This window comes from Paenibacillus gyeongsangnamensis, assembly GCF_027533625.1.
Lineage (GTDB): Bacteria > Bacillota > Bacilli > Paenibacillales > NBRC-103111 > Paenibacillus_G > Paenibacillus_G gyeongsangnamensis.
Genome location: NZ_JAQAGZ010000001.1, coordinates 654,732 through 679,463, shown reverse-complemented (window position 1 = coordinate 679,463; position 24,732 = coordinate 654,732). Strand labels below are relative to the sequence as shown.

Annotated in this window: 23 protein-coding genes and 1 rRNA gene; 1 reads left to right on the top strand and 23 read right to left on the bottom strand. The window is 57.5% G+C overall.

The window, feature by feature from the left end; translation table 11 throughout:
* The 6 genes from O9H85_RS03085 to O9H85_RS03060 form a co-directional block, all read right to left on the bottom strand.
* Positions 1-178, bottom strand: a 16S ribosomal RNA gene (locus tag O9H85_RS03085); the annotation flags it as partial.
* Positions 179-798: 620 nt separating this feature from the next.
* On the bottom strand, positions 799-1,086 hold the full coding sequence (locus tag O9H85_RS03080; RefSeq protein WP_269879789.1) for a stage VI sporulation protein F: 288 nt from the start codon (positions 1,084-1,086) through the stop codon (positions 799-801).
* Between the two features lie 84 nt (positions 1,087-1,170).
* Positions 1,171-3,225, bottom strand: coding sequence for an ATP-dependent DNA helicase RecG (recG, locus tag O9H85_RS03075; RefSeq protein ID WP_269879787.1), 2,055 nt, complete (start codon positions 3,223-3,225; stop codon positions 1,171-1,173).
* A 1-nt stretch (position 3,226) separates the two neighbouring features.
* Positions 3,227-4,078 (bottom strand): DegV family protein, encoded by an 852-nt coding sequence (locus tag O9H85_RS03070; RefSeq protein WP_269879786.1) that lies wholly within the window; start codon positions 4,076-4,078, stop codon positions 3,227-3,229.
* A gap of 25 nt (positions 4,079-4,103) precedes the next feature.
* On the bottom strand, positions 4,104-5,879 hold the full coding sequence (locus tag O9H85_RS03065) for a DAK2 domain-containing protein (protein WP_269879785.1): 1,776 nt from the start codon (positions 5,877-5,879) through the stop codon (positions 4,104-4,106).
* Between the two features lie 109 nt (positions 5,880-5,988).
* Positions 5,989-6,351 (bottom strand): Asp23/Gls24 family envelope stress response protein, encoded by a 363-nt coding sequence (locus O9H85_RS03060; protein ID WP_269879784.1) that lies wholly within the window; start codon positions 6,349-6,351, stop codon positions 5,989-5,991.
* 242 nt (positions 6,352-6,593) lie between these two features.
* Between O9H85_RS03060 and rpmB the strand changes: the two genes are divergently transcribed.
* A complete protein-coding gene (gene rpmB, locus O9H85_RS03055) occupies positions 6,594-6,782 on the top strand; it encodes a 50S ribosomal protein L28 (protein WP_269879783.1) in 189 nt (62 codons plus the stop codon).
* Between the two features lie 103 nt (positions 6,783-6,885).
* Here rpmB and spoVM read toward each other — a convergent pair whose 3' ends face one another.
* From spoVM to O9H85_RS02970, 17 genes are all read right to left on the bottom strand, one after another.
* Entirely contained in the window at positions 6,886-6,966 is an 81-nt protein-coding gene (gene spoVM, locus O9H85_RS03050; RefSeq protein ID WP_014652194.1) for a stage V sporulation protein SpoVM, read from the bottom strand.
* Positions 6,967-7,431: 465 nt separating this feature from the next.
* Positions 7,432-7,677 (bottom strand): hypothetical protein, encoded by a 246-nt coding sequence (locus O9H85_RS03045; RefSeq protein ID WP_269879782.1) that lies wholly within the window; start codon positions 7,675-7,677, stop codon positions 7,432-7,434.
* 7 nt (positions 7,678-7,684) lie between these two features.
* On the bottom strand, positions 7,685-8,347 hold the full coding sequence (gene rpe / locus O9H85_RS03040; protein WP_269879781.1) for a ribulose-phosphate 3-epimerase: 663 nt from the start codon (positions 8,345-8,347) through the stop codon (positions 7,685-7,687).
* A gap of 2 nt (positions 8,348-8,349) precedes the next feature.
* Positions 8,350-9,282, bottom strand: a complete 933-nt coding sequence (rsgA, locus tag O9H85_RS03035; RefSeq protein WP_269879780.1) for a ribosome small subunit-dependent GTPase A — start codon at positions 9,280-9,282, stop codon at positions 8,350-8,352.
* Entirely contained in the window at positions 9,282-11,489 is a 2,208-nt protein-coding gene (gene pknB, locus O9H85_RS03030; protein WP_269879779.1) for a Stk1 family PASTA domain-containing Ser/Thr kinase, read from the bottom strand. The genes rsgA and pknB overlap by 1 nt, the downstream gene beginning before the upstream one ends.
* Before the next feature lie 7 nt (positions 11,490-11,496).
* Positions 11,497-12,267 carry a Stp1/IreP family PP2C-type Ser/Thr phosphatase gene (locus O9H85_RS03025; protein ID WP_269879778.1) on the bottom strand — a complete coding sequence of 257 codons (771 nt, stop codon included), beginning with the start codon at positions 12,265-12,267 and terminating at the stop codon, positions 11,497-11,499.
* An 8-nt stretch (positions 12,268-12,275) separates the two neighbouring features.
* Complete coding sequence (gene rlmN, locus O9H85_RS03020; protein ID WP_269879777.1) at positions 12,276-13,358, bottom strand: 23S rRNA (adenine(2503)-C(2))-methyltransferase RlmN; 1,083 nt, start codon at positions 13,356-13,358, stop codon at positions 12,276-12,278.
* 74 nt (positions 13,359-13,432) lie between these two features.
* Positions 13,433-14,920 carry a 16S rRNA (cytosine(967)-C(5))-methyltransferase RsmB gene (gene rsmB / locus O9H85_RS03015; protein ID WP_269879776.1) on the bottom strand — a complete coding sequence of 496 codons (1,488 nt, stop codon included), beginning with the start codon at positions 14,918-14,920 and terminating at the stop codon, positions 13,433-13,435.
* The gene (gene fmt / locus O9H85_RS03010; RefSeq protein WP_269879775.1) at positions 14,913-15,893 is read right to left on the bottom strand and encodes a methionyl-tRNA formyltransferase; all 981 of its coding nucleotides are present in this window, start codon (positions 15,891-15,893) and stop codon (positions 14,913-14,915) included. The genes rsmB and fmt overlap by 8 nt, the downstream gene beginning before the upstream one ends.
* The gene (gene def / locus O9H85_RS03005) at positions 15,890-16,372 is read right to left on the bottom strand and encodes a peptide deformylase (protein ID WP_269879774.1); all 483 of its coding nucleotides are present in this window, start codon (positions 16,370-16,372) and stop codon (positions 15,890-15,892) included. Before def ends, fmt begins: the two co-directional genes overlap by 4 nt.
* Positions 16,373-16,475: 103 nt before the next feature.
* Positions 16,476-18,965 (bottom strand): primosomal protein N', encoded by a 2,490-nt coding sequence (priA, locus tag O9H85_RS03000; protein ID WP_269879773.1) that lies wholly within the window; start codon positions 18,963-18,965, stop codon positions 16,476-16,478.
* A complete protein-coding gene (gene coaBC, locus O9H85_RS02995) occupies positions 18,950-20,203 on the bottom strand; it encodes a bifunctional phosphopantothenoylcysteine decarboxylase/phosphopantothenate--cysteine ligase CoaBC (RefSeq protein WP_269879772.1) in 1,254 nt (417 codons plus the stop codon). Before coaBC ends, priA begins: the two co-directional genes overlap by 16 nt.
* A gap of 363 nt (positions 20,204-20,566) precedes the next feature.
* The gene (rpoZ, locus tag O9H85_RS02990) at positions 20,567-20,785 is read right to left on the bottom strand and encodes a DNA-directed RNA polymerase subunit omega (RefSeq protein WP_269879771.1); all 219 of its coding nucleotides are present in this window, start codon (positions 20,783-20,785) and stop codon (positions 20,567-20,569) included.
* A 1-nt stretch (position 20,786) separates the two neighbouring features.
* Complete coding sequence (gene gmk, locus O9H85_RS02985; RefSeq protein ID WP_269879770.1) at positions 20,787-21,428, bottom strand: guanylate kinase; 642 nt, start codon at positions 21,426-21,428, stop codon at positions 20,787-20,789.
* Positions 21,418-21,678, bottom strand: a complete 261-nt coding sequence (gene remA / locus O9H85_RS02980) for an extracellular matrix/biofilm regulator RemA (RefSeq protein ID WP_009672664.1) — start codon at positions 21,676-21,678, stop codon at positions 21,418-21,420. The genes gmk and remA overlap by 11 nt, the downstream gene beginning before the upstream one ends.
* A 238-nt stretch (positions 21,679-21,916) precedes the next feature.
* On the bottom strand, positions 21,917-22,798 hold the full coding sequence (locus O9H85_RS02975) for a YicC/YloC family endoribonuclease (RefSeq protein WP_269879833.1): 882 nt from the start codon (positions 22,796-22,798) through the stop codon (positions 21,917-21,919).
* 29 nt (positions 22,799-22,827) lie between these two features.
* A complete protein-coding gene (locus tag O9H85_RS02970; protein ID WP_269879769.1) occupies positions 22,828-24,723 on the bottom strand; it encodes a bifunctional homocysteine S-methyltransferase/methylenetetrahydrofolate reductase in 1,896 nt (631 codons plus the stop codon).
* Positions 24,724-24,732: the final 9 nt, after the last annotated feature.

Sequence of the window (24,732 nt, the reverse complement as noted above, 5' to 3'; positions counted from 1 at the left end):
GCGGAGAAACCAGCTATCCGGTCTTAGCTACCGTTTCCGGTAGTTATCCCGGTCTTACAGGCAGGTTGCCTACGTGTTACTCACCCGTCCGCCGCTAACCCCGAAGGGTCCGCTCGACTTGCATGTATTAGGCACGCCGCCAGCGTTCGTCCTGAGCCAGGATCAAACTCTCCAATAAAGGTAAAACTTTATCGAACAGAGCTGATTAAGCTCAATCTTTAATGCTGACGAGAATTTTCATTCTCTTATCGCACTCACTCGTTGTTCAGTTTTCAAAGAGCAATTCGTTTCTTTCGTTTCACCGTACCGTTCTCACGGCCGGATTCACAATGTACCATATCGCTTCTCATTTTGCAACTGCTTGTTTTATCCAATCAGAGGATTGCCCTGACGACCAGATCGACCATGCGTTACTTTCAGAAGAGCGAGGATCAATATAACATGATCCGATTCATTTGGCAAGCACGAATGCTGCATCATTTCGTCGCTCTCTCAAGTGGCGGAAAACTAATATACCATTTCGGCAATGGCTTTTGCAAGAAGATATTTCTTCCAACAAAGTGATGCTGCGTGAGTTAACGAATCGTCCTTCTTGAATAGAATGGCTACATATACCCGAGCCTAGAAAATATCCCGAACCTAACGTGCAAGCTACGCCAAGCAGTACCGCTGCTGCCATGTAAACTTCTTCTCATGCCCCATGCCGCCCCCCAAGCACCTTCCCGAATAACCTCCTCCTTCATTTTTCCCAACGATGAAGCCTGTCTATGTATATCAACTTAAAAAAGCATGCCCCGCTCAGCGGAACATGCCCCAAAGTTTAATCAAATGAAAGGTGTTATTCGGATCAATTTTCTGCGATATGACGAAATTCACTAAATGCTCCGTTTGGAGATCGGTTACCTTCTCGCCCAGCGCCTTCGTCAGCAATCCCACGAATTTGCGTACCTTGATACGGTCCTGCAGATCATATTTCGTAACGCCCTGCAGAATCATTTTAACGCGTTCCTTCGTCTCCGGATTTTTCAACTTTAATTTGATACGCTCGACTTGGGCGGAATCAAACCCGTGCTTCATATAGCTCATGCTCGGCACCTCCGTCATCCGGTTAGGAGCGGACTTACATCTCCCTTGCAATTAGTCTATGTCGGATGGCTTGGACATGTGTACCTAATCGAGCAAATCGCCGGTAAAGATGTTCTCCCGCTGCAAAAACTGCCGGAGCGAAGCATAGGATGCCCCCGTCCAGAAATCAGGCCGCCGCACAAGCTCCGCCGCATCGTCCCGGGCTTGCTCCATCGTTTCAAAGTCGGTCACCATGTCCGCCACGCGGAATTCCGGCAGACCGCTCTGTTTCGTGCCGAAGAAATCGCCCGGCCCCCGGAGCTCCAGATCGCGCCGCGCAATCTCAAAGCCGTCGTTCGTGTCCGTCATCGCCTTCATCCGTTCCTTGCCCACTTCGTTCTTCGGGTCGGCAATGAGGATGCAGTAGGATTGATGCTCCCCCCGTCCGACGCGCCCCCGCAGCTGATGCAGCTGCGACAAGCCGAACCGGTCGGCATCATAGACGACCATGAGTGTGGAGTTCGGCACGTCCACTCCCACTTCGATAACCGTAGTGGAGACGAGCACCTGAACCTCGTTCGAGCTGAACTGACGCATGATTTCATCCTTCTCTGAAGCGGTCATCCGGCCGTGCAGCAGACCGACCCTGTACTCCGGAAATGCGAACTGAAGCTGCGCATGCACGTCAATGGCATTCTGTACATCGAGCTTCTCCGATTCTTCAATTAACGGGCAAATGACATAGGCCTGTCTGCCGGCCGACACCTCACGCCGTATAAAACCGAGCACCCTCTCCAGCATCGCAGGGGTCACGGCATAAGTCTGGATCGGCTTCCGTCCCTTCGGCAGCTCGCGCAGCGTCGACACGTCCATATCGCCGAAGGCGGTGATGGCCAAGGTCCGGGGAATCGGCGTTGCCGTCATCGTCAGCACATCCGGATTCATCCCTTTGCGACGCAAAATGCTTCGCTGATTGACGCCGAACCGATGCTGTTCATCCGTTACGACAAGCCCCAGCTGCCGGAAATATACATCCTCCTGGATCAGTGCATGCGTACCGACGACGACGTCGATCAATCCCATCTGGAGCGAGGCGAGCAAGTCCCGGCGCTGCCGGTCGGTCAAGCTGCCGGTCAGGAGCGCGGTCTGGATGCCGTAGGGTTCAAATAGGCGGTCCAGTGAGCGCTTATGCTGCTCCGCGAGAATTTCCGTAGGCACCATCAAGGCGCCCTGATAGCCCGACTTCACAACCGCGAATAATGCGGAAGCCGCGACGACCGTCTTGCCTGCGCCAACGTCCCCCTGCAGGAGCCGGTTCATACAATGCGGCTGCTGGAGATCGTGGAGAATCTCGGCCAGCACCTGCTTCTGCGATGCGGTTAGCGTGAACGGCAGCGCACGGACGAACGCGCGGACGGCCGGAAGATCGACCGGATGCGCCACGCCGTCGGCGCGGTCGTGATTCAAGGCGCGGTAAGCCTGCATTTTGAGCTGGAACAGAAACAGCTCCTCGTAAACCATCCGGCGCCGGGCCTGCTGGCCCTGCTCCAGGCTGCCCGGCGCATGAAGAAGGGCCATGGCTTTCTTGCGCGGCAGCAGGTCATACCGAGTGAGCAGCTCGGCAGGCAGTACTTCAGGAATCAGCTCGCCGAACTGCAGCAGCGCCTGCTTCATCGTTTGGCGCATCCATTTTTGCGTCAGCGCACCCGTGATGGAATACACCGGCTGCAGCGTGCCGGTCTGCGACTTCCCCTGTCCGGGAAACTCGGTTTCGGATATGGTGAGATGCAGCCGCTTTTGATCCCATTTGCCGGTCAGGACGATCTCAGCCCCGGCCGTCAGCTTGTCCCTAAGAAAATGGCGGTTAAACCAAACGGCCGTAATAAACAAGGAGTCGACCACTATTTTGCAAGTCATGCGGGATTTGGTCCGCCCGTACATTTGCACCTGCGGTACACCGGCGATGGTCCCTTGGACGGTGATCTTGTCACCGTCCTTGACCTGCGTCAAATCGCGAAGCGTGTAATCCTCGTAGCGGAAAGGATAATAATCAAGGAGCTGGCCGACGCTTGTAATGCCCAGCGCGAGCAGCTCCTCAGGCTTCTTGCCTTTGACGCCGGACACCTGTGTGACCGGAAGCGCATATAAATCGATAGCCATGCTAAGCCGGGGAAGCAAAGGCCGCTACGGTCCCGGGGCCCACATGAGTGCCGATGACAGGCCCCAAGTGGGTGTACTGCACACTTCTTATCTCAAAATGTCCGGCAATCAAAGCTTCGAGCTCCTGAGCCGTCGTCTTGTCCGTCGAATAAGCGAGAGCGAGATGGATCGGCTTCCCCGCAAACTCCTGCTGGAGCAGCTCAAGGATGCGGTTCATCGCTTTTTTCTGTCCCCGCACCTTGTCTACTGAAGCGACATAGCCATCGTCACTGATGGAAAGAATCGGCTTAATGTTAAGTAGCGATCCTACCAATGCCGCGGCTCTGCCGATCCGGCCTCCCTTCTGCAAATATTCCAGCGTATCCACCAGGAAATAGATCCGCATCGCTTGGCGGACCTCGGCGATCAAGCCGAGAATTTCGTCCTTGCTCTTCCCTTGCATCGACGCTTCAGCAGCGGCAATGGCCATGGCGCCGATCCCGAAGGAGGCCGTAAGGGAATCCACAACGGTAACGTCCGCCTTATCCTCCACCATCGATTTAGCCAATACGGCCGATTGATACGTGCCGCTGAAGTTGGAGCCGAGATGAATCGAAATGATCGGCCCTTCCCCTTGTTCGGCTAACCGCTCATATACCTCTTGAAACTCCGTCGGCGAAGGCTGAGACGTCTTCGGGAGCTCCGCCGAGGAGGCAAGTTTGGCGTAAAATTCGTCCGGGTTCATATCGATTCCGTCCCGATAAGACTCTGTTCCGAAATTTACCTTCAAGGGAACCAAGGCAATGCCCAGCTTTGCTCTCAGATCGGCGGGAAGATCGGCGGTACTATCCGTTACTACTCGAACCTGATTCAAAAAGGTTCACCCCGTCTTTAAAAAGTTATTCGGCAGACATAATATAAAAATACAGCGGCTGTCCGCCCTCATGGACTTCCAGCTCCACGCCTGCGTATTGATCTTCCACGTATTCGATCAAGCTGCGGGTTTGTTCTTTATCGGCATCGGCGCCGGTATATAAAGTGAGAATTTCCGCTCCATTCGCAAGGAGACTGTCAATCAGCTTGCGGCAGGACTCGGTGCAGTCCGGATTCGCCGAAACGATAGTACCGTTGTGGATGCCGATATAATCGCCCTGCTTGATGTTGATCCCGTCCATCTTCGTATCCCGTACGGCATACGTCACTTGACCGGAATGAACTTGCTGCAGCGCCTGCTGCATCTCGTCCGCGTTGTCATCCGGGGCGGCGTCTTCATTGAAAGCAATGACGGCGGCGATCCCTTGCGGGATCGACTTGCTCGGAATCACGATGATCTGTTTGTTTTCTACAAGCTCCACCGCCTGCTGGGCGGCTAAAATGATATTGGAATTGTTCGGCAGAACAAAGACCGTCTCCGCCGGTACTTCCGCCACCGCCTTGACGATATCCTCAGTGCTGGGATTCATCGTTTGGCCGCCGTGAAGCACACGATCTACGCCCAGGCTGGTAAATATGCCCGTAAGTCCCTCTCCGGCCGTTACTGCGACGAAGCCGTAACGCTTCAGCTCCGCCGCCGGCTCTGACCCCCGTCCGGCCGTGCCGCCGGCAGGCTGCTCCATGTATTCTTCCATCAGAATATGCGTATGCTGATCCCGCATATTCTCGATCTTGATCCTGCTCAGATCCCCGTAACGCTGGGCCAAATTCATAACTTGCCCCGGATACTCCGCATGAATGTGTATTTTCACCAGATCATCGTCCGCAACCACCAGAAGCGAATCTCCGAAGGCGGACAGCTCTTCCCGGAAGCGCTGCTCGTCGAACCGCTTGGACGATAGCATCGCTTTGTTCAAAGTAACCATAAATTCCGTACAGTAACCGAATTCGATATCCTCGGTAGCCAGCTTGGCCTGCGCCCGCTGCGGCTCGTGCCGATGAGCTTCAGCCCCTTGCCTTCCCCCTACGGGAAGCGGCTCGAGAGGCGCGTCCGGTACTTGCACCGCGCCGAAGGCGGCATAAGGCACTTCCGCTTCGTGTTCCGATACCGAATCCGACAACGAATCAAGCTCACTCATGAATCCTTCGTATATGAATATCAAGCCTTGGCCGCCGGAATCGACAACCCCGACCTGCTTGAGAACCGGCAGCATGTCCGGCGTTCTGGCAAGCGCTTCTTGTCCTTTCGTCAGCACATCCCGCATGACCTCGGCAAGCTGAGGCTGCCGTTTGGCGGTCTGTACACCCTGCCGCGCCGCTTCCTTGGATACGGTGAGAATGGTCCCCTCGACGGGCTTAACGACCGCTTTGTAGGCCATATCCACTCCGTTCTGCAGAGCTGCGGCGAACTGCTGCGCGTTCGCCGTTTCAAGCTCGGCCACCGCTTTCGAGAAGCCGCGGAACAGCTGCGAAAGAATGACCCCGGAGTTGCCTCTGGCCCCCATCAGCAGCCCCTTGGCAAGCGCTTCGGCTGCTTTTCCCAAATGCGCCGACGGGCGTCTGCGCAGCTCTTCTACCCCGGAGGTCAGCGTCAAGTTCATGTTGGTTCCCGTATCCCCGTCCGGTACGGGGAACACATTCAGCGCATTGACAGCCTCCGCTTGAGCATTCAAGCGCCGCGCCCCCGCTTCCACCATGCGGATGAAGTCCTGACCGTTGATTTCATTTAAGCGCTTACTCAATAAGACCAATCCCCTTCCTGCTATGAAGCTCCGCCGGCCTCAGGTGCTGTCCCCGATGGCCGGGCCGTTTGTCGTGTCCGTCGTTACCCGGAATGTCCGATCGCTCATGCTATTGTACCACCCGTACGCCTTGAACGAAGATATTGACCGCGTCCACTTGAAGACCGGCCACTTCGCTCAGCACATATTTTACCTTCGATTGCACATTATGAGCCACTTCGGAAATTTTGGTGCCGTAGCTGACGACTATATATAAATCGATGGTCATCATCCCTTGCTCATTCCGGTGTACCTCTACCCCGCGGGATAAATTTTCTCGGCGCAGAAGCTCGGCAATCCCGTCCTTGAACTGGTTTCGCGATGCCATACCTACAAGTCCGTAACAGTCCAAAGCCGCAGAGCCCGAGAGCACGGCGATCACTTCATCCGTAACATAAACCTTGCCATATTCCGTCGCCAGTTCAATAGCCATCTTAACAGCTCCTCTATGTATTGATTAGGATGGACTATATCCCATTGTACTATATCCATTTTAAGAAAGAAAATAAAATTTGGTGCCGGAGCCCAAAAACGGCATTCCCGCGTTGACGTGCATCAATCCGCTATGATATGATGTTTAAGTGTGTTTTTAAGAAGCTAGTAAACGCAATTGAAAGAGCAGCTATAGAGCGATCGGAGCTTCACGGATCGTCGGAGCTTTAAGGAGGTGTAACCATGTCCCGCAAATGTTTCATTACTGGTAAAGGACCAGGTACAGGCAACAACGTTTCCCACGCGAACAACAAAACGAGACGCACTTGGGGTGTTAACGTTCAGAAGGTCCGCATTCTGGTGGACGGCAAACCGAAGCGTGTTTGGGTAAGCGCGAAGGCATTGAAATCCGGCAAAGTAACTCGCGTGTAACAAGCGACCGCAGACAAAAAGCACCTGTAACAGGTGCTTTTTTTTATTCACAAAAAAATGGCGACGGCGCATGCGTTCCGCCTAAGTATGAAGTCCTGTCCGTTCAGTTTTTACTGAATGTATTAAGTACAGCCTTCACAAACCCGCCCAAAAATTTCGGAAGCTTGATTGTGTAGAACTTCATTCCTTACCCCTCCCTCTCCCGGGCTTTTCACTGAACTAAAGCCGCTTCGCATCATTCGCTCCCACCGGATAACACACCCTGAGGAAGCCTCAACGTATTGTATTCCGTTATTATGCAAAATGTGCCAACCCGCGCTTTGCTCCGGATCCACCCGGCCATACGCCGAACTCCGCACACACGGCATGCTGCCGGAGTTTTGCATAAACCTGATACTATTACTTATGAAAGGGAGGCGAAGAATATGACGCACCCTTGAAGGCTCCGGGCAGTTTCGGGAACGGGCCGAACCAGGATAAACGGCTACGCTGTCCTTGTCTTACAAGGACCAGCGCGTTTATCAAGGTTGATGCGAAGCTATAAGCCCGCGAAAAACTTATAAATTCTTATCAACTAAGAAAAAGACCCCTCGCCGCCGGATAGGCGTACGATAGAGGTCTTTGGCCGCATTCCGGCGGCCGGCGCCGGTCATGCGTTCATTTGCTTCATGGCAATAACCATCGCAATGATGACGGTAAACGCGAAATAAAAAAGGACGGTCGTTACAACAAAGGCAATGCGCATCCCGCGGCCTTCGTAACGCCGGAAAAATTGAATGCCGGCATACAAAGCGCCCAAGGAGAAGATATATCTCAGCAAATCCTGTATTTGCGAGAATAAGCTTAACAGCAGGGCGCAAACCAGGCTAAAACCGATGACGGCCAGCGTCCTCATGCATTCCTCAGCTCCTCTGCCCGCCGCGGATCCGGCGGATCGCCTCGGCCCGGTCAGACGCGCCGAACAGGGCGCTGCCGGCTACAAGCACATTGGCCCCCGCCTCGACAACCTGTCTGGCCGTATCAGGATTAATGCCCCCGTCCACCTGGATGTCCACCCGGGTCAGGCCTCTCTGATCCAGCTGCTTACGAAGCTCGGAGATCTTAGGCAGCATAGCCGGAATGAACGATTGGCCGCCGAAGCCCGGATTCACGGTCATCAGCAGCACCAGATCGAGCGCTTCATCCATGACATATTCGATGGCCGACAGCGGCGTCGCCGGATTCAGGACGACACCGGCGCGCGCTCCCTGCTCTTTGATGTAATGCAAGGTGCGATGAAGATGCGTGCAGGCTTCCGCGTGTACGGAAACGGAGTCGGCCCCGGCGCGTACGAACGCTTGAATGTACCGGTCCGGTTCTTCGATCATCAGATGCACGTCAAGCGGGAGCTTCGTAACAGGACGGATCGCTTCTACCACAAGCGGCCCGATCGTGATGTTCGGGACAAAATGCCCGTCCATGACGTCGACATGGATCCAATCCGCTCCTCCCTGTTCTACATCTGTTATTTCCTGTCCCAGCTTCGCGAAGTCGGCGGAAAGAATCGACGGAGCGATCTGCAGCATGGTCAGTACCTCCTCTTTTTCTCTCGGATTTCTCCCAAAAATTGCAAATAATGCTCATACCTCAGCGCATCGATGGCGCCGCTCTCCTTCGCTTCCTGAACCTTGCAGCCCGGCTCATGCAAATGCAGACAGCCGCGGAAGCGGCAGCCCTCCGAGTAAGGCGCGAATTCACGGAAGCAGGAGCTTAGCCCTTCGGCGTCCACATGCAGGAAATCAAGCGAGCTGAAGCCCGGCGTATCGGCGACAAAGCCGCCGGTCGGCAGGCAGATCAGCTCGACATGCCGCGTCGTGTGCTTGCCTCGTCCGAGCTTCATGCTGATCGCATTCGTCTCCAAGCCGAGACCGGGGATCATAGCATTGAGCAGAGACGATTTTCCTACGCCGGACTGGCCCGCAAACACGCTAATTCGCCCGGCAAGCCGTTCCCTTACCGCCTCGACGCCGATCCCTTCCTTCGCGCTGGTGACGAGCACAGGGTAGCCTAATCTTTCATACAGCCGGATGACCTGGTCCAGCTCCAAGTGCTCCCCGGCCTCCGCTTCTTCTTCGGAAACGGCCTGGCCGGCGCCTTGACGCAGATCATGCTTGGTTAAGCAGATGAGCGTCTCCAGTCCCGCGCTTTCCGTATGCACCAGAAATTTATCCAGCAGCTGCCGGTTGAGTGCCGGCTCGTCGACGGAGAACACCAGCACAACCAGCTCCACATTCGCCACGGGGGGACGAACAAGCTCGGAGGTACGGGGGAAAATTTCGTCCACCGTGCCTTCCCCGTTCTCGGTGAGCTCAAACTCCACGCGGTCTCCGACCAGAGGCGAGATCCCCTTCAGCTTGAAAATCCCCCGCGCCCGGCACTGCACCGATTCAACCCGTCCGGAATCGTCCGGAAGCACATAATAATAGCCGCTCAAAGCTTTGACGATTAATCCGGTTGGCATTACGGGTTTCGGCCTCCTGTAGCTGTCGAATTTCCTGTATTGTTAGTCCCGCCAGCCTGTGCGGCTGCACCGGAACCGGTATTGGCCCCCGCAGGCACGGCGGGATTGGACGCGCCGCCGGGCTGGCTCTGGGCTGCGCCGCCGTTCGTTCCCGGCGCCGGCGGCGCAGTGCCCGTACCCGGTCCGGTCGTCGGGCCGCCGGCTCCCGGCTTGCCGCCGTTTCCGGGCGGAACCCCGTTTTTCTGCGCCAAATAATCCTGGTACGTCACGGTGCGGATGTCCGTAATCTGATTGTCCACCTTCAATTGAATGGTGGCCTTCTTATCGGGCGCGACGACCAGCTTCACGTCCACATTTTCCGTTTTGGTTACGTTGTTCAGCGTCTGATATTCGAAGTTATCGTACTGGGCATCGCTCAGGATGATCTTCACCGTCGACGGCTTCCCTTCCCGTGCCGGCTTTACCGGTACCGTAACCGTCATCGGTCCGGCATCATCGGGGAGCCCGGAGCTTACGATCAGCTTCGACACTTCCGAGCCCGCGTAAACATCGTCGTTCGGCTGGAACGGGAACTGCACAATAACGCGGCCCTTGGACTGTTTGTAGCTTGACTCGTAAGTTACCGCATCCTTGCCCAGCTTCAGGTTGCTGGCGAGAATCTGGTTCCGCGCCTCGGCTTCCGTCTTGCCGATCAAGTTCGGCATCTTGAACGTTTCGCGTCCTTTGCTCACAGTCAACTTCACCGTGCCCGTGGTCGGATCGATGTCCTCGTCCACGCCTGGTGTCTGCGACATGACCAAATCCGGATCGGCGTCCATATACTGCTTATCCACCGAGATCCGGTCCTCCTTGTACCCGAGCTGGGCAAGAAGGGCCAAGGCATCGCTCAGCTTCTTCTTCGTCACGTCCGGCATTTTCTGTTTTTGCGGTCCACTGCTGACGGTGAGCTTGACTTTGGAGTTGGCCCGGACCTTCATATTGGAAGGATCCTGGCGGATGACCGTATCCTTCGGAACGTCCTTGCTTGCTTCATAGCCGGCGACTTCAGGCACGAGCTGCAGGCCCTTGAGCTCCGTCTGCGCATCAGCAAGCGTCTTGCCTACGACGCTCGGCACGAGCACCTCGGAAGGAGGCGCGATAGACTTGGACACATACTGCACCGCATACCACATGCCCCCGACGAGCGCCATCAGGACGATGAACCAGATGAGCGGCTTTACCCATCGGTTCTTTTTTCCGGGTTCCTCCTCGTCCTCCTCTTCATCATCGGACTCGTCTGCCCGGGGATCCGGCGTGTATTGGCCAGGCCTGAGCGCAGGCATCACCCTGGTCTTTTCCTCATCCATCTCGTCGTCGTCGAAGAAATGAATTTTCGGCTCGTTCCGGCGCTGGGGCTGCAGGCAGGAATCCAAATCGTTCAGCATGTCCTTCGCCGACCGGTAACGTTCAGACGTGCTTTTGCGCATTGCGCGCAAAATAATGTTCTCGACGCTTTGAGGAATCAGCGGATTCACCTTGCGCGGATCCTCCACATCCTCCTGAAGATGCTTAAGCGCCACGCTGATCGGACTTTCTCCCAGAAAAGGAAGTCGGCCCGTCAGCATTTGATACATGACAATCCCCAGAGAGTATAGATCCGACTGCTCGCCGGTCGGCGTACCCTTGGCATGCTCCGGGGAAAAATAATGCACGGAACCGACGACGGAGCCGGTTTGCGTAATCGTGGATGAAGTGACGGCCCGCGCGATGCCGAAATCGGTCACTTTGATGCGGCCGTTTTTGCCGATTAAGATATTATGAGGCTTGATATCGCGGTGAATGATTTGATTATGATGGGCATGGTCGAGCGCGTCGCAGATCTGGCTTGCAATGTGGACGGCTTCCTCCACCTGAAGCGGAGCCTTCTCTTTGATCAAATCGTTCAGCGTCGTGCCTTCTATGTACTCCATCACGATATAATGAACGTCTTCCTCTTGACCTACATCGTAGATGCTCACCACGTTCGGATGCGATAGCGAGGCAGCCGCCTGCGCTTCGCGGCGGAACCGTTGAATGAACTCTTCATCGTGTACATACTGCTGACGAAGGACTTTAACGGCGACATGTCGATGTAATAAAATATCTAGTCCCTTATACACTATGGCCATTCCGCCGCCGCCGACCCGTTCGAGAACCTCGTAACGTCCTCCCAGCTGTTTACCGATCATTCATGCCTCACCTCGCTTCTTCGTCGTGATGTAATACGCCGCCCGCCGCATGAGCCATTAAAACGACGGTAATGTTGTCGTCGCCGCCGGCATCCAGCGCGCCGGTTACAAGACGCTTCACCTTGTCGTCCAGCTCGCCTTCGGCATTCGCCAGCGCCAGCAGCTGATCCCTGGTCAGAAGCGCGCTCAGCCCGTCGCTGCACAGTAAAAGCAGGTCGCCCGGCTCCCACACCATCTCACGTACGTCCACCTCGATGGAGGGCTCCGTCCCGAGCGCCCGGGTCAGCACGTTGCGGCGCGGATGATGGTCGGCCTCCTCCGGCGTAATTTGGCCGCTCTTGACGAGCTCGTTGACCAAGGAATGATCCTCGGTCAACTGCTCGATCCGATCGCCGTGAATCCGGTAAGCCCGGCTGTCGCCGATATGCGCGATGACGGCCGTATTTTCGTCCGAGACGACGGCAACCACCGTAGTGCCCATTCCATGATAATTTTCCCGGCCGGAAGCGAACTCGAATATTTTCTCGTTTGCCGCTTCAATCGCCGCTTTCAGCTCCCGCTGGCGCTGGTCCAGCGGTGTCCCGCGATTCATGGATTGGAGCTGCTGTTGAATCAGCTCCACCGCCATCTGGCTGGCGATGTCCCCGGCCTGATGGCCGCCCATGCCGTCAGCGACGATAGCCAGCGTCAGGCCGTTCAAATCCTCCTGTACGATCGCGCGGTCTTCATTGACCTGGCGCACGCGGCCAATATCGGATTGATAGGCCATTTTCAGCATCCCAACATTCACCTCGCACCCGATTCCATATGCTTTGCCCTCAATTGCCCGCAAGCGGCGGCTATGTCGCTGCCCTGCTCCCGGCGAATGGTGGCGTTCACTTTATTGCGCTCCAGTATACGCTGGAAGGTAAAGATGTCATCGCGCTCCGTCCGGACGAAATTGCGCTCCGAGACGAAATTCACGGGGATCAAATTCACATGCGCATGCGGAAAAGTTTTCAATACCTGAGCCAGCTCCTCGGCATGCTCGGGCTGGTCGTTCACTCCGCCCATCAGGGCGTATTCGAAGGTGATGCGGCGGCCCGTCTTAGCGACGTAATAACGGCAGGCCTCTATGAGATCCGCGAACGGGAACCGGCGGTTCACCGGCATCAGCTTCGAGCGGAGCGCATCGTTCGGCGCGTGAATCGAAATCGCCAAATTAATCTGCGTATCCTCGTCGGCGAACCGGTAAATGTTCGGCACGATCCCGCTCGTCGATACCGTAATATGGCGCTGCCCGATATTCAGGCCCTTCGGGTGAATCATCACCTTCAGAAACGTCATCACCGCATCATAGTTCTCGAACGGCTCGCCGATGCCCATAATCACGATGCTGCTGACCCGCTCCTCCGTTGCATCGAGCAGCTGCTGCGCCTTGACGACCTGGGCGATAATTTCGCCCGGGCTGAGGTTCCGCTTCAAACCGCCGAGCGTCGAGGCGCAGAACGTACATCCGACGCGGCAGCCGACCTGGGTCGTCACGCAGACGCTGTTGCCGTAATTATGCTTCATGATGACCGTTTCGATCGCGTTCCCGTCCGACAGCTCGAACAGGAATTTAACGGTTCCGTCCTTGGAGCGGTAATGCGTCACTTCCGTCAAGGTCACGAAGTCGAACTGCTCCGTCAGCTTCTCCCGGAGACTCTTTGGAAGGTTGGTCATCTCGGCGAAGCTTGAAACCCTTTTGACGTATAGCCAATCGAAAATCTGGCCCCCGCGAAACGCGGCTTCGCCGTTTTGCTTCACCCATTCCTGCCACTCTTCGAGCGTGAAGTCGTATACGTATGGTTTTTTCTCTGTTGTCCCCTTGGTTTGCACCGAATCCATGATGGTATCACAACCCGTTATTTTCTATTGGCCGCCCAGGATAGAGCAAGCCATCTTCTATTGTATCATAAGTGTTAAACGGATGCTCGTTTGCGCAGGCGCGCGATGAAAAAGCCGTCCGTGCCGAAGTCCTGCGGCAGAATCTGCACATAAGCCGCAGGCGGCCTGTCCGGGCCGAAGAGATGCGCCGGGGGGACATCCGGTTCGAAGTCCGGGTGGCGCTGCAGGAACGCTTCCACCATCTCCTCGTTCTCCGCCCGTTCGATCGTGCAGGTGCTGTATACGAGCACGCCGCCCGGCTTCAGCTGCCCCTGCACGGCGTTCAGCAGATCGCGCTGAATCTCACAGATGTCCGCCAGCTCCTCCTCCGACTTGTTCCACTTCACGTCCGGCTTCCGCCGGATGACGCCAAGCCCCGAGCAAGGAGCGTCGAGCAAAATGCGGTCGAAGCTCTCCGCAGGGAACCGCTCCGCCAGCTTCCTGGCATCCGTTACGACGGTGCGGACGGACTTAAGACCGAGCCGCTCCGCCTGATCGCGGATCAGCTTCTCCTTGTGCTCGTGCACGTCGCAGGCCACAAGCTCGCCGCTGTCGCCCATCTTCTCGGCCATATGGGCGGTCTTCCCGCCGGGCGCGGCGCAGCAGTCTAGTACCCGCTCACCCGGCTGGGGGTCGACCCATTCCGCGACTAGCATTGAGCTCTCGTCCTGCACTGAGAACAGCCCCGCCTCGTACTCCGGCGTCAAAGCCATATTGCCGCCGCCGCGTACGATGACGCCGGCCGGGGCGAGCATGGAGGGCTCCGCCTCGAGCCCTCTCTGCCGCAGGCGCTCGATCAGCTCCGCGCGGCCGAGCTTCAGCCCGTTCGCGCGCAGGCTGACGCGCGGCGGCTCGTTGTTCGCCTCGCAGATCCGCTGCGCGGTCTGCTCGCCGAACTGGCGCAGCCAGCGCCGCACCAGCCATTCGGGGTGCGACGCCGCCAGCGCGATGCGGCGTTCCGCCGGCAGCCCCTCCGGCAGGGCCAGTTCGCTTCGGCTGCGCAGCACGCTGCGCAGCACGCCGTTGACCATGCCGGAGATGCCCTGGTGGCCGCGCCGCTTGGCCAGATTGACCGCTTCGTTCACGACGGCGTGGTCGGGAACCCGGTCCAAATAATAAAGCTGGTAGAAGCTCAGCCGCAGGAGGCTCCGCACCCACGGCTGAAGCTTGTCCAGCCCCTTCGAGACGAATCGCTCCAGAAAAAAATCGATCGTATTCAAATGCTGCACCGTGCCGTACACGATGCCCGTGGCAAGAGCCGCGTCCGCCTGGCTCAAGCGAAACGCCTGCAGCGTCTGATTCAGCAGCAGGTTGCTGTAGGAGCGGTCCTGCTCGACGCGCAGCAGCACCTCGAGCGCCGCCTGCCGAGCCCCGGGCCCTCCCGGCTTACCGGCGCCTTGCGGGCGCCCGGCACCCGGTCTCCCAGCTCCGCCGCTGCCGCGCTTCGGCCCCGTACCCGGCACCGAAGCCGGACGGCCAGCTGCCGGATGAGTACCGCCTTCCTTGCCCCTGCCCTTACTCATCCTGTCCCTCCGCTCGCTGCTGAGGTTCTATGCCGAGTACGGTGCCGACGGCGACTTGTCCTCCGCGCACCCACTCACCGGCCGCCATCGCCTTCTTGCCCGCCGGCTGAAGCTCGGTAATCCGCAGCACGCCGCTGCCGGTGGCCACCTCAAGGCCGTCCTCGCCGAAGCCGACGATCGTGCCGGGCAACGCGCCGGCTTTCGCTGCCGTCCCGGACTCCGGCTTCGCGCAACGCCATACCTTCAGCACTTCCCCGTTCCACAGGGTGAATGCCCCCGGACGCGGATGCAGGGCCCGTACCAGATTCCATACGTCCACCGCCGATTTCGACCAGTCGATCCGTTCCTGCTCTCGGGAAATGTTCGGCGAATAAACGGCCTCCTCATCATTTTGCGGCATCGCCTGCACCCGTCCCTCCAGCAGGTCCGGCAACGTTTCCGAGAGCAGCTTGGCGCCTGCAATGCTCAACTTCTCGAACATCGTCCCGGTCGTATCGTTATCTCCTATAGGAACCTCGACCCGGCTGATCATATCGCCCGTATCGAGACCTTCGGCCATATACATAATCGTTACGCCCGTCACCGGATCTCCGTTCATCACGGCGTAATGGATCGGGGCCCCGCCCCGGTATTTCGGCAGCAGCGAAGCATGGATGTTGATACAGCCGAGCTTCGGCAGGTCCAGCACCGTCTTCGGGAGAATTTGCCCGAACGCCGCCGTCACGATCAAATCCGGCTGCAGCGCCCGTACGGCCTCCACGGCCTCCGGACGCCGCATCCTTTCGGGCTGCAGCACCGGCAAACCGTGCTTCAGCGCCTCCGCCTTCACCGGGGGGGGCGTCAGCACGCGCTTCCTCCCCACCGGCCGGTCAGGCTGGGTGACAACGCCGACGACCTCGACCCGCAAATCCTGCAGCAGCGTCTGCAGCGACGCTACGGCGAACTCCGGCGTGCCCATGAACACGACTCTCATCCTTCTTCACGTTCCTTCGGTTCATTCTTGTACATCGACTCCGCCAAATCGGTATACAGCACGCCGTTCAAATGATCGACCTCGTGCTGAATGCAGCGCGACAGCAGATCCTCCCCTTCAATCACGATCTCCTCGCCGTTCCGGTTCAGGCCCTTGACCTTGACCCGCTGCGCGCGCCGGACATCACCGGAGAAGCCTGGAATGCTGAGGCAGCCTTCCGGGCCGAACTGCTCCCCTTCGCGTTCAATGATTTCGGGGTTGATCAGCTCGATCAGCCCGTGATCGTCCCCGACGTCCATTACGATCACGCGCTTCAGAATGCCGATCTGAGGAGCGGCCAAACCTACGCCCTCCGCATCGTACATCGTATCCGCCATATCGTTCAGCAGCTTATGAATATTGGGCGTAATTTTGGTGACCGGCTTGCACTTCTCGCGCAGCACCGGATCCGGGTCTTTCACAATAATTCGAATTGCCATGCAGCAGCACCATCCTCTCGGGTTCGACAACCTGTTGCCTTGGCCCTGCCGGCCGAAGGCTTCCGTATAGTTCATTTATATTCAAAAATAGGAAAGATACACACTACATCAATAATTGCGGGTCCACATCGATGCTGACCGTCAGCTTCTGCTGCTTGACGGTTTCGTCGAGCACTGAGGCGGCTTGCTGCACTAGGGCGGCAATGTCCGCTTCCCCCCGATATTTTATCATGCATTGAAAACGATATCTATCCTTGATCCGCGAGATCGGCGAGGCGACGGGACCGAGCACCTCCAGCTCTCCGCCCGACCGGTTTCGGTCGTTTCCGATCTCCCTGAGCCGGTTTGCCAGCACTTCCCCCGAGCGGAGAAGCAGGGGAACCTGCTCATGCGTCAGCGTGATCAGAATAAGCCGGTGGAACGGCGGATAGTGATGAAATTTGCGCAGCATCATTTCCTTGCGCATGAATGCGGTGTAATCGTGGCGGGCGGCCGTCAAAATGCTGTAATGCTCGGGCGTATACGTTTGCACGAACACTTCCCCGGGCAGCTCGTGGCGTCCGGCCCGGCCCGCCACCTGCGTAAGCAGCTGGAAGGTCCGTTCCGCCGCCCGGAAGTCCGGCAGGTTAAGCACCGAATCCGCAGCCAGCGCTCCCACCAAGGTGACGTGAGGGAAATCGAGCCCCTTCGCCACCATCTGCGTGCCGAGCAGCACGTCTGCCTGACGATTCTTGAAAAGGGTCAGCCACTTCTCGTGCGAGCCCTTCTCGGTCGTCGTGTCCACGTCCATCCGGATGACCCGGATACCCGGGAACAGCTTGCCGAGCTCCTCCTCCACGCGCTGCGTTCCCGTTCCAAAGTGGCGAATATGCGAGCTTTCGCATTCCGGACAAGTCGACAGCTCGCGCTCCGCATAGCCGCAGTAATGACAGCGGATCGTATGCGAGCTCTGATGATAGGTGAGCGAGATGTCGCAGTGAGGGCATTCCGCCACGTAACCGCACGTCCGGCACATCACGAATGTGGCGTAGCCCCGCCGGTTCAGCAGCAAAACGACCTGTTCCTTCTTGTGTAACCGATCTTCGATCGCTTTATACAGGCCGCGGCTGAACATGGAACGGTTGCCCTGCTTCAGCTCTTCGCGCATATCGACGATCTGTACGGCCGGCAGCGGCCTGCCCTCTACGCGCGACGGCATGGAGAGCAGCTCATATGCCGCCCGGTCCTCCGACGGATCGTCCATGGCCTCCGGCGTCGTCCGGTACATGCTTTCCAGCGAAGGCGTGGCGGAACCGAGTACAACCGCCGCCCCGTGATAGGACGCCCGCGCCGCCGCCACCTCTCTGGCATGATACTTCGGACTTTCTTCCTGCTTATAGGTCGTCTCGTGTTCTTCATCGATAATGATCAGGCCGATACTCGTAAAAGGGGCAAAAATCGCCGAACGCGCGCCGATGACGACCTGTACTTGCTTGCGCATGATTTTGCGCCATTCGTCGTATCGTTCCCCGTGTGAGAGCCGACTGTGCAGCACCGCCACCCGCTCGCCGAAGCGGCCTTTAAACCGCTCCACCATTTGCGGCGTCAATGAGATCTCCGGCACCAGCACGATCGCCTCGCGTCCCATGTCGAGACAGGATTGGATCGACTGCAAATACACTTCGGTTTTCCCGCTTCCCGTTACCCCGTGGAGCAGGAACACGCGCTTCTCCCTGCCTACGACGGCCCCCTGAATTCGGCTGAACACTTTCTCCTGCTCGGCCGTCAGCGGCAGCGGGTCGGTCGGCTTGAACGTGCGGGAGCCGTACGGATCGCGCATTACCTCGACCTCTTCGAGCCGGAGCCAGCCCCGGTCGGCCAGCCCTTTGACCGTACTCGCGCTGATATTCAGCTTGGCCAGAAGATCCGTAAGCTTCACCGGCTCAGGATGGAGCCGGAGATGCTCCAGCACTTCCTTTTGCTTGGCCGCCCGGGCGGACAGCTCCCGGATCCAGCCGTCCAGCCGCTCCAGGTCGTCCGGCGGGAATACGGTGAGCGCTTTCTTGGTACTCATCCGGTCCTTGATCAGCTGCACCTCGCTGAGGCGGCCTTCCTCGATCAGCTGCCGGATGAGCGGCCCGTCCCCGCCGAACTTCTCCATCAGGGATTCCAGCTCGACCGAATCTCTTTCCTTCACATACTGAAGGATCTCCTGCTGCCGGGGAAGCAAGAAAGAAACCGCCCCTTCTTCGGCGGGTTCGGTTACACGCACATGCCGCTCGTACTTTGCCTTCAGGGCGCCGGGGATCATCGCCTGAAGCGCCGTCACCTCATGGCACAAGTAGGTCCGGCTGATCCAGCGTCCCAGCTTGACCAGCTCCGGCGTCAGGGGTGGCGTCAGATCGAGCGCGTGGGCGATCGGCTTCAGCTTCTCCTTGTTCTGGTCCGTATCCGGCTGCAGCTCCACAACGAACCCTTGCACGACGCGGGGACCGAACGGCACGCCCACCCGGCTGCCGACGGCGATCCAGTCCCGCAGCGATTCCGGCACGATATAATCGAAAGCCCGGTTCGTCTGCCGAGCCGGGACATCCACGATTACTTTGGCGTACATTCGTTTCCTCCGTTCCCGGAATGATCATTTGCGGCTGTTTTGCCGCCTTCCATCCGGCTCGCGATGAGCGTCAGCAGCCTGCGGGCAACCTCCGCCTTGGGCAGCACCGGAAGAGCCTCGACCAGTCCGTTCTGGTCAAAAAAGCTCACGATGTTCGTATCCGTGCCGAACCCCGCCCCTTCCGCGGACACATCGTTCGCCACCAGCAAATCGGAATTCTTGCGCTTCAGCTTGTCCATGGCGTGCTCGGCCACGCGCTCCGTTTCGGCGGCAAAGCCGACCACGAACTGGGTTGTCTTGCGCTCGCCGACGGCTTTTAATATATCCGGATTTTTCACAAGCTGCAGGGTCAGCTCGGATTTTTTCTTCTTGATCTTCTGCTGCGCCTGCTCGGCCGGGCGGTAATCCGCCACCGCCGCCGCTTTAATGACGATATCGTTGTCCTGCAGACGGGACAATACGGCCTCCATCATGTCCAGCGCCGACTCCGTTCGGACCGCCTTCACGCCAGGCGGCAGCGGAACGGAGGTTTTTCCCGTAACGAGGGTGACTTCCGCCCCCATACGGCTCGCCTCCTCCGCGATGGCAAATCCCATTTTGCCGGAGGAGTCATTGGTCAAATAACGGACGGGGTCAATTCGTTCTATCGTTCCACCTGCCGTGACTAGCACGCGCTTCCCCGCGAGCATCCGCTTCTCCTGAAAGAATCGCTCCACCGCCGCCACGATCTCCTCAGGCTCGGCCAGACGGCCCTTGCCCACATATCCGCAGGCGAGCTGGCCGGTTCCCGGCTCAATGTACCGCACGCCGCGATCCGCCAGCGTCTGCATGTTCGCTTCCACGGACGGGTGGCCGTACATATGTACGTTCATGGCCGGAGCGACCAGCACCGGCGCCGTCGTAGCGAGCAGGGTCGTGCTGAGCATGTCGTCGGCAAGCCCGTGCGCCATCTTGGCGATCATGTTCGCCGTCGCCGGCGCAACGAGAATGAGATCCGCCCTGTCCGCCAAATCGATATGCTGCACGACGGAAGCGTCCTTCTCGTCGAACGTATCGACGGCAACGGGATGGCGCGAGAGCGTTTGGAACGTAAGCGGGGCGATGAACTTCGTTGCCGATTCCGTCAGGATGACGCGAACCTCCGCGCCCGCCTGCGTGAGCTTGCTGCATAAGGCGGCGGCTTTGTAAGCGGCGATTCCGCCGCATACGCCGAGAACGATCGTTTTTCCGTTCAGCATTTGACTTCCTCCTCCAGGTTTTGCTTTGGCAAAACCACTTCGTAAGCATTGCGATAGCAAAACTACTTCATAAGCATAGTTTTAGCAAAACCACTTCGTAAGCATTGCGGTAGCAAAACTACTTCTTAGGCGTTCATTTCAGTTTGCGATACCAAACAGTCTCCTGAGCACTCCCTTAGTCTGAGTTACCATGCTTCCTAAGTACGGTTCCTTCAGTACCTCCTTGCCAAGTCAGCGACGTCAGCCCTGCCTCGGTATGCCTCTCCCGGCGTGGGCTTCAGCTTTGCACTGCACTCAGGCTGCCGGGGCGGCTTAGCCTCCCGCTCCGTTATCCGCAAAAAAATAACAACCGCTATGGGTTGTTTATTTTAAAGGAGTTTCTTTGGATTGGATCTTCTCGTAATTGATGTGGTCCTCGAAAATTTCTTCCAGCGCCAACCCGACGTGTTTGTGCGACCGTTTTTGACGAACTTCCGTTTTCGCGCCGTCACGCAGCAATCTTGCCCGCTTAGCCGCCGCAACCACCAAGGAATACTTACTGTCTACTTTACCCAGCAATTTATCGATTGAAGGATACAACATATCAGTGATTCACCTCTGCCATCCAATGTTTAATTTTCGATACCATTCTATCTTTACGGCAGTGCTCCGCCGTGAGAATGCCGAGTATCCGCTCGCAGGCCAGATCAACCTGATCGTTGACGATCGCGTAATCATAATGCTCCATCAGCCGGATCTCCTCCAAGGCGACCGACATGCGGTTGCGGATGGATTCCTCGGATTCCGTCCCGCGTCCCACGATCCGGCTTTCCAGCTCGGGCAGCGACGGCGGCAGGAGAAAGATGAATACGCCCTCCGGAAATTTCTGCTTCACTTTCAGAGCGCCCTGGACTTCGATCTCAAGGATGATATCCTTGCCGGACTGGAGCGTTTCCTCCACGAATTTCCTTGGAGTCCCGTAGAAATTGCCCACATATTCAGCCCATTCCAGCATTTGGTCCTGATCGACCAGCTGCAGGAATTGTTCCCTGCTCTTGAAAAAATAATTCACGCCGTCCACTTCCCCTTCACGGGGCGGACGGGTGGTTGCGGAGACGGAGTATACCAGCTCCGGAGCTTTCGAGCGAAGCGCTTTACATACGGTGCCTTTCCCTACGCCGGAAGGGCCCGAGAGTACGATCAGTATGCCTTTCTCAGCAGGGGTATAACCAATATTACTCGTCATGATCATCGTCCTTATTCGAAAGTCGATGAGCTACCGTTTCCGGTTGTACCGCAGACAGGATGACATGATCGCTGTCCGTGATGATAACTGCACGAGTACGGCGACCGTACGTCGCATCTATCAGCATGTGTCGGTCCCGCGCTTCTTGGATGATCCGTTTGATCGGCGCCGACTCCGGGCTGACAATGGAAATGATTCGATTTGCGGAGACGATGTTTCCGAAACCGATGTTGATTAGTTTGATCGCCATTAGTTGGTATCCCCCTGGAACGTGTTTTTTGCAACGGCTTTAGCATGACTACGGCGGGTCCGCTGCGAATCAGAATACATGCTTCCGGGCGCTTTAGAAAATGGGTTCATTCTATTGTAAAATTATCTGCGGTAATAACCCATTTTCAAATGCGCCACACTTCGTTCTACAGCATGTATTCTGTTCTCCGCTATTGCTCCGTCAGAAACATGAATGCCGTTGCAAAAAAATAAATATATTACTCAATATTTTGAATCTGCTCCCGCATCTTCTCCAGCTCCGCTTTCATCTCCACGACAAGGGAGGTTAACCGGGCATGGTTCGCCTTCGAGCCGATCGTGTTCACTTCCCGGTTCATTTCCTGGACTAGAAAGTCCAGCTTGCGGCCCACCGGTACCGCCGCCTGAAGCAGTCCCTCGAATTGCTGAAAATGGCTCTGCAAGCGGGTCAGCTCTTCATCGACGCTCGCCCGGTCGGCGAAGATCGCCGCTTCCATCGCAAGCCGGCTCTCGTCGAGCGCGGCGGATTGAAGCAGCTCCTGCATCCGAAGACGCAGCTTGTCCGAGAATTCTTTAACGGCCTGCGGCGCAATAAACGCGGCCGATTCGCAGAAGCTCCGCATCGATAAGAGCCGCTGCTTCAGATCGGAGAGCAGATGCTCTCCTTCCCGCTCCCGCATGGAAAGCAGGTTCCGGGTCGCTTCCGCCGTGACGTCCGTCAATGCCCGCTCGATCTCCTCTTCGCTCGCCTGAAGCCCATCCTCCAGTACGATCAAATTCGGGATTTGGAGCAAGTCGCTCAGCTTCAGCTCGTCCTGCAGGGACAATCCCGACCGCAACTGCTCCGCAGCGTGCATATACGACTCCGCAAGCGCGGCATCAACGCGAAAAGAGGGTGTTCCGCCGCTGTCCCTCTCCATCGAGATGAACGCATCGACGCGTCCCCGCTTCACCTGCTGCGACACCGTTCGCTTGATCGTATCCTCGAATTTGGCCCATTCTCTGGGCATCCGGACGACGATTTCACAATACCGGTGATTGACCGATTTCAGATCGATCTGCAGCTTAAAGCCCGCAATCGAACGTTCCGCCTGGCCGAATCCGGTCATGCTGAACAACATGGCTTTCACATCCGTTACCCTATTTTAATTCATTTTGCTAGTGGGGACAAGTGGAAATCCCGGCGCCCGGCCTTCTCCCACACGTAATTCGTCAGCTGCACGGTCATTTCGTAGGCCAGGAACGGGGTCATCAAGTAGATCCCGTTGAAATAGGCCATCGCCGTATCCAGCAGCTCCCGGGCGATTTGCACGCCCATGGCTCTTCCTTCTTCGCCCTTCAGCCCCTGCATGCGCCGGCGCACTTCGTCGGACAGCTGGATGCCCGGCACCTCGTTATGCAAATATTCCGCATTATTGCCGCTGGCCAGCGGCATGATACCGAGGAAGATCGGAACGGACAGATGCTTCGTCGCCTCGTAGATCCGCTCGATCAGCTCGGCATTGTATACCGGCTGCGTCATAATATAGTCGGCGCCGGCTTCGATCTTGCGTTCGAGGCGCTGCACCGCTTTATCCAAATATTTTACATTGGGATTAAAAGCCGCGCCGATGACGAAATTCGCTTTCTTCTTCAGCGGCTTGCCCGAGAACGCCACTCCTTCGTTCAACTGTTTGATCATACGGATAATCTCGAAGGAGGTCAAGTCATACACCGAACTGGAGCCCGGCAAATCGCCGAAGCGGGCAGGATCGCCCGTAACCGCAAGCACATGGTCGATGCCGAGCGCGTGCAGCCCCATCATGTGCGACTGCGTTCCGATCATATTCCGGTCCCGGCAGGCGATGTGAATGAGCGGACGAATGCCGGTCCGTTCCTTCACGAGGCTGCCGAGCGCAAGATTGCTCATGCGGGTGACGGCCAGGGAGTTGTCCGCCATGGTCAAGGCGTCGACCTTGGCGTGCTTCAGCGCCTGCGCGCCTTCCATGAACTTGGCGATATCGAGATCCCGCGGAGGATCGAGCTCCACGATGACCGTGTGGCGCCGCTTCGCCAGCTCCACCAAATTCGGTTCATCCGTCTCCTTCACTGCGGCAGGGGATGGCTCCCGGACGACACGGATCGTCTCCGTCACGCCGGATGCCGTCTCCAGCTGCATCAGCGCCTCGGGATTCGGGATGTAGCCTTCGAGGGCGCTTGCCATCGCCGCAATATGCTCCGGCGTCGTCCCGCAGCAGCCGCCGACGATGCGCGCGCCGAGGTCCGCGAACCGTTTGGCCGTCTCGCCGAAATATTGCGGCGTCGCCGCATACGTATACCGCCCATCGACATAATCCGGTATGCCTGCATTCGGAAACACCGAGAACGGCGGAGCCTCGTTCATTCCGGCTACCTTCTCCAAGGAACGCAGAAGTCCGACGGGACCGCTGCGGCAGTTAAAGCCGACCACATCGGCGCCGCTGTCCAGCAGCATATGGAACGCATCCTGCAGCGCAATGCCGTCTTGTGTCGTGCCCGTGCCCTCCGAAGCGAACTGGCAGATGACCGGGAGCGTGCTGATCCTCCGGATCAGCTTCACGGCGATCAGCAACTCCTCGAGATCGTAGAACGATTCGAGCAGAATACCGTCCACCGCCGTATCCGTCAAAACCTCGATTTGCTGGCGCAAATCCTCCTTCACCTTGGCGGTACGCACGTTCTTTCGCTTGCCCGCCCGGATCGAGCCGATCGCCCCTACGACGTAGGCGTCGGGGCCGACCGCTTGTCTGGCCAGGGCGACCCCCGCCCGATTAATCGCCTCAACCTCCTGCTCGAGACCATACTTCGACAGCTTCTCCCGGTTCGCGGAGAACGTATTCGTCTCGATCAGCCGCGCTCCCGCTTCATAATAAAGACGGTGCACGTTCTCGATGACGTCGGGCTTCAGCAGATTCAATTCTTCATATGATATGCCTACGGGAAAACCCATCTGATACAGATACGTGCCCATGGCGCCGTCCCCGACCAATATGCGCTGACGAAGCGCTTCTCTCAGATCCGGTTTCATTTCGGCTTC

Coding starts and splice junctions, on each gene's coding strand:
- O9H85_RS03080 (WP_269879789.1), bottom strand. CDS start 1,086: ATGAGCTATATGAAGCACGGGTTTGATTCCGCCCAAGTCGAGCGTATC.
- recG (WP_269879787.1), bottom strand. CDS start 3,225: ATGGCTATCGATTTATATGCGCTTCCGGTCACACAGGTGTCCGGCGTC.
- O9H85_RS03060 (WP_269879784.1), bottom strand. CDS start 6,351: ATGGCTATTGAACTGGCGACGGAATATGGCAAGGTTTATGTTACGGAT.
- rpmB (WP_269879783.1), top strand. CDS start 6,594: ATGTCCCGCAAATGTTTCATTACTGGTAAAGGACCAGGTACAGGCAAC.
- spoVM (WP_014652194.1), bottom strand. CDS start 6,966: ATGAAGTTCTACACAATCAAGCTTCCGAAATTTTTGGGCGGGTTTGTG.
- O9H85_RS03045 (WP_269879782.1), bottom strand. CDS start 7,677: ATGAGGACGCTGGCCGTCATCGGTTTTAGCCTGGTTTGCGCCCTGCTG.
- rpe (WP_269879781.1), bottom strand. CDS start 8,347: ATGCTGCAGATCGCTCCGTCGATTCTTTCCGCCGACTTCGCGAAGCTG.
- rsgA (WP_269879780.1), bottom strand. CDS start 9,282: ATGCCAACCGGATTAATCGTCAAAGCTTTGAGCGGCTATTATTATGTG.
- pknB (WP_269879779.1), bottom strand. CDS start 11,489: ATGATCGGTAAACAGCTGGGAGGACGTTACGAGGTTCTCGAACGGGTC.
- O9H85_RS03025 (WP_269879778.1), bottom strand. CDS start 12,267: ATGCTGAAAATGGCCTATCAATCCGATATTGGCCGCGTGCGCCAGGTC.
- rlmN (WP_269879777.1), bottom strand. CDS start 13,358: ATGGATTCGGTGCAAACCAAGGGGACAACAGAGAAAAAACCATACGTA.
- rsmB (WP_269879776.1), bottom strand. CDS start 14,920: ATGAGTAAGGGCAGGGGCAAGGAAGGCGGTACTCATCCGGCAGCTGGC.
- fmt (WP_269879775.1), bottom strand. CDS start 15,893: ATGAGAGTCGTGTTCATGGGCACGCCGGAGTTCGCCGTAGCGTCGCTG.
- def (WP_269879774.1), bottom strand. CDS start 16,372: ATGGCAATTCGAATTATTGTGAAAGACCCGGATCCGGTGCTGCGCGAG.
- priA (WP_269879773.1), bottom strand. CDS start 18,965: ATGTACGCCAAAGTAATCGTGGATGTCCCGGCTCGGCAGACGAACCGG.
- coaBC (WP_269879772.1), bottom strand. CDS start 20,203: ATGCTGAACGGAAAAACGATCGTTCTCGGCGTATGCGGCGGAATCGCC.
- rpoZ (WP_269879771.1), bottom strand. CDS start 20,785: ATGTTGTATCCTTCAATCGATAAATTGCTGGGTAAAGTAGACAGTAAG.
- gmk (WP_269879770.1), bottom strand. CDS start 21,428: ATGACGAGTAATATTGGTTATACCCCTGCTGAGAAAGGCATACTGATC.
- remA (WP_009672664.1), bottom strand. CDS start 21,678: ATGGCGATCAAACTAATCAACATCGGTTTCGGAAACATCGTCTCCGCA.
- O9H85_RS02975 (WP_269879833.1), bottom strand. CDS start 22,798: ATGTTGTTCAGCATGACCGGATTCGGCCAGGCGGAACGTTCGATTGCG.
- O9H85_RS02970 (WP_269879769.1), bottom strand. CDS start 24,723: ATGAAACCGGATCTGAGAGAAGCGCTTCGTCAGCGCATATTGGTCGGG.